The organism is Streptomyces sp. NPDC050448, assembly GCF_040655295.1.
In the GTDB taxonomy this organism is placed as follows: Bacteria; Actinomycetota; Actinomycetes; order Streptomycetales; family Streptomycetaceae; genus Streptomyces.
Window position 1 is genome coordinate 1 of record NZ_JBFAJR010000100.1, and the last position, 4,150, is coordinate 4,150.

1 protein-coding gene is annotated in these 4,150 nt (G+C 73.0%); it reads left to right on the plus strand.

Features of this window, described 5'->3' with window-relative positions:
• A partial coding sequence (locus AB0I68_RS38745; RefSeq protein WP_363182146.1) for a type I polyketide synthase occupies positions 1-4,150 on the plus strand: 4,150 nt, incomplete at both ends.

A 4,150-nucleotide genomic window follows, 5' to 3' on the forward strand; every position in this document is an offset into this window, starting at 1 on the left:
TGCCGCAGTCCGACGGACTGGTCTTCACCTCGCGGCTGTCGCTGAAGTCGCACCCGTGGCTGGCCGATCACGCGATCGGCGGTGTGGTGCTCCTTGCGGGTACCGGGCTGGTGGAGCTCGCGGTGCGGGCCGGTGACGAGGCCGGATGCGGCGTGCTCGAAGAGCTCGTCATCGAGTCGCCGCTGGTGGTGCCCGAGCACGGCGGGGTACGGGTCCAGGTCGCGGTGGGCGGCCCGAGCGAGAACGGCTCGCGGACCGTGGACGTGTACTCCCAGCGCGAGGACGCTGCCGACGAGGGTCGCGCGGACATCTGGACGCGGCACGCCACCGGCGTACTGTCCTCCGCCTCCCCGGCGGAACAGGGGACGGGGCAGGGACAAGCCCAGGGCCAGGACTTCGACTTCGCCGCTTGGCCGCCGCCCGGCGCGCAGCCGGTCGAGGTCGGGGACTTCTACACCGAACTGGTCGAGCGCGGCTACGGCTACGGTCCGTCCTTCCAGGGACTGCGTGCCGTATGGCGGCGCGGCGAGGAACTCTTCGCCGAGGTGGCCCTGCCCGAGGAACACCGCAAGGAAGCCGACAGGTTCGGCATCCATCCCGGGCTGCTGGACGCGGCCCTGCACACCGGGATGTTCGGTGCGTCGGGGGGCACGACGGCGGAGGAATCCGGGAATCCGGTACTGCCGTTCGCGTGGAACGGGCTGGTGCTGCATGCCGCGGGTGCCTCTGCACTGCGGGTGCGCATGGCTCCCGGCGGGCCCGGTGCCGTGTCGCTGACGGCGGCCGACGAGGCCGGTGGCCTGGTGGTGACGCTGGATTCGCTGGTGTCCCGGCCGGTGTCCGCCGAGCAGTTGGAGACGGCGGCGGACACCGTGGCCGCCAACTCGCTGTTCCAGCTGGAGTGGACCGAGCTGTCCCCGGAGCAGGGTGTGGAGCCTTCGCCGTCGTGGGTGCCGGTGGCCACCGCTGACGATGTAACGGCCCTGTGCGGGAGTGCAGGAGTCCCGGCGGCGGTGGTCCTGGAGGCGGTCGGCGGCGACGGCGAGGAGGTGCCGCTGGCGTTGACCTCCCGGGTGCTGGGGGTCGTGCAGGCGTGGCTGGCCGGAGCCGGACTGGAGGAGTCGCGGCTGGTCGTGGTGACCCGTGGCGCGATGCCCGCCGGTGAAAGTCCGGTGAGCGACCCGGCCGGAGCGGCTGTGTGGGGCCTGGTGCGTGCCGCCCAGGCGGAGAACCCCGACCGGATCGTCCTGATCGACACCGACACCGACACCGACCCCGCTGCCGAAAGTGGCGTGGAATCCGTACTCGGGGCGGTGCTGGCCGGCGGCGAGCCGCAGGTCGCGGTCCGCGGAGCGGCCCTCTTCGTCCCCCGGCTCGTCCGGGCCGGAGCCGAGGTTGCGCAGGACGCACCGGCGGTGTTCGGGCCGGAAGGCACCGTCCTGGTCACCGGCGCCGGATCGCTCGGTGCCCTCGTGGCCCGGCACCTCGTGTCGCGGCACGGAGTACGCAATCTGGTGCTGGCCAGCCGGCGCGGCCCGGAGGCCGACGGTATGGAGGACCTGGTCGCCGAGCTCATCGAGCAGGGAGCCACCGTCTCGGTGGCGGCCTGTGACGTGTCCGACCGCAGCCAGGTGGAGGCGCTGCTGGCGTCGGTGCCGGCCGGGCACCGGCTGACCGGTGTGGTCCACACCGCGGGTGTGCTGGACGACGGGGTGATCGGGGCGCTGACCCCGGAGCGGCTGGCGACGGTGTTCGCGCCGAAGGTGGACGCGGTCCGGCACCTGGACGAGCTGACCCGTGGTCTGGACCTCGACGCGTTCGTCGTGTTCTCGTCCGCCTCGGGAGTGTTCGGGTCCGCCGGACAGGGCAACTACGCTGCGGCGAACGCCTTCTTGGACGGATTGACGGCCGGCCGTCGGGCCGCAGGCCTGCCGGGCGTGTCGCTGGCCTGGGGCCTGTGGGCGCAGACCAACGGCATGACCGCTCACCTCAGCGACGTCGACCAGGCGCGTGCGAGCCGCGGTGGTGTGCTGGCGATCACCGCGACCGAGGGTATGGAGCTGTTCGACGCCGCGGTGGAGTCCGGGCAGGCGCTGCTGGTGCCGGTCAAGCTGGACCTGCGGGGCGCGCGAGCCGACGCGGCGGCCGGCGGAACGGTCCCGCCTCTGATGCGGGGCCTGGTGAGGGCCGGCCGGCAGCAGGCGCGGGCGGCAGCCGCCATGGAGGGCGGGCTGGTCCGTCGCCTGGCCGGGCTCGGTGCGGCCGAGCAGGAGGCACTGCTCCTCGATCTGGTGCGTGCTCAGGTCGCGGTCGTGCTCGGACATGCCGGACCGGAGAGCGTCCGTGCGGAGCTGGCGTTCAAGGACGCCGGGTTCGACTCGCTCACCTCGGTGGAGCTGCGCAACCGGCTGCGTGAGGCGACCGGTCTGAAGCTGCCGGCCACGCTGGTCTTCGACTACCCCACCCCGCTGACCATCGCCCGCTACCTGCGCGACGAGCTCGGTGACACGGTGGCCGGTACCCCTGCCACGACGGTGGCCGTCGTCGCCGATCCCGACGAACCGATCGCGATCGTCGGCATGGCGTGCCGACTGCCGGGTGGCGTGGCGGATCCCGAGGACCTGTGGCGGCTGGTGTCCGAAGGCCGTGAGGGCCTGTCGTCCTTCCCCGAGGACCGGGGCTGGGACCTGGAGGACCTGTTCGACCCGGACCCCGACAACGCGGGTACCTCGTACACCAGCAAGGGTGGATTCCTCGAGGGCGCGGGTCTCTTCGACGCCGGGTTCTTCGGTATCTCGCCGCGCGAGGCGCTGGCGATGGACCCGCAGCAGCGGGTGCTGCTTGAGGCCTCGTGGGAGGCGCTGGAGCGGGCGGGTATCGACCCGGTCTCGCTGAAGGGCACCGATGTCGGGGTGTTCTCCGGGGTGTCCAATCAGGGCTACGGAGCCGGCGCGGCCGCGCCGGAGCTGGAGGGCTTCGCGAGCACGGGTTCGGCAGCGAGTGTGGCGTCGGGCCGGGTGTCGTACGTGCTGGGTCTCGAGGGTCCGGCGGTCACGGTGGACACGGCGTGTTCGTCGTCGCTGGTGGCGATGCACCTGGCGGCGCAGGCGCTGCGGCAGGGCGAGTGCTCGATGGCGCTCGCCGGCGGCGCGACGGTGATGGCGTCGCCCGGCGCCTTCGTGGAGTTCTCCCGGCAGCGGGGTCTGGCCGGGGACGGCCGGTGCAAGGCGTACGCGGACGGCGCGGACGGCACGAGTTGGGCCGAGGGTGTCGGTGTGGTGGTGCTGGAGCGTTTGTCGGTGGCGCGTGAGCGTGGTCACCGGGTGCTGGCGGTGCTGCGCGGCAGTGCGGTCAACCAGGACGGCGCGTCGAACGGTCTGACGGCGCCGAACGGTCCGTCGCAGCAGCGGGTCATCCGCAAGGCCCTGGCCAGCGCCGGGCTCACCCCGTCCGACGTGGACGTCGTCGAGGGCCACGGCACCGGTACCGCCCTGGGCGACCCGATCGAGGCCCAGGCGCTGCTCGCCACGTACGGCCAGGGCCGTGACGCAGACCAGCCGCTGTGGCTGGGCTCGGTGAAGTCGAACATCGGCCACTCGCAGGCTGCCGCAGGTGTGGCCGGTGTGATCAAGATGGTGCAGGCGCTGCGCCACGGCGTCATGCCTCCCACCCTGCACGTGGACGAGCCCACGAGCCAGGTCGACTGGTCGGACGGTGCGGTCGAGCTGCTGACCGAGGCCCGGGAGTGGCCGCGGAACGGCCGACCGCGCCGGGCCGGCGTGTCCTCCTTCGGTATCAGCGGGACGAACGCGCACCTGATCCTGGAGGAGGCGCCGGCGGAGGCGCCGGAGCCCGTCTCGGAGGAGCCGGCGCCCGCCGGTGTGGTGCCGCTGGTGGTCTCGGCGCGGAGCGCCGGTTCCCTCGCGGGCCAGGCTGAGCGCCTTGCGTCCTTCATCGAGAGCTCCGGCGGGGTGACGCCGGCGGACGTGGCCGGGTCGCTGTTGTCGGAGCGTGCACTGCTGGGTGAGCGTGCGGTGGTCGTGGCCGGCTCGGATGAGGAGGCGCTGGCCGGGCTCGAGGCGCTGGGCCGTGGTGAGGTCGCTGCCGGTGTAGTGATCGGCAGTGTCGGTTCGGGTGTGCCGGGCAAGGT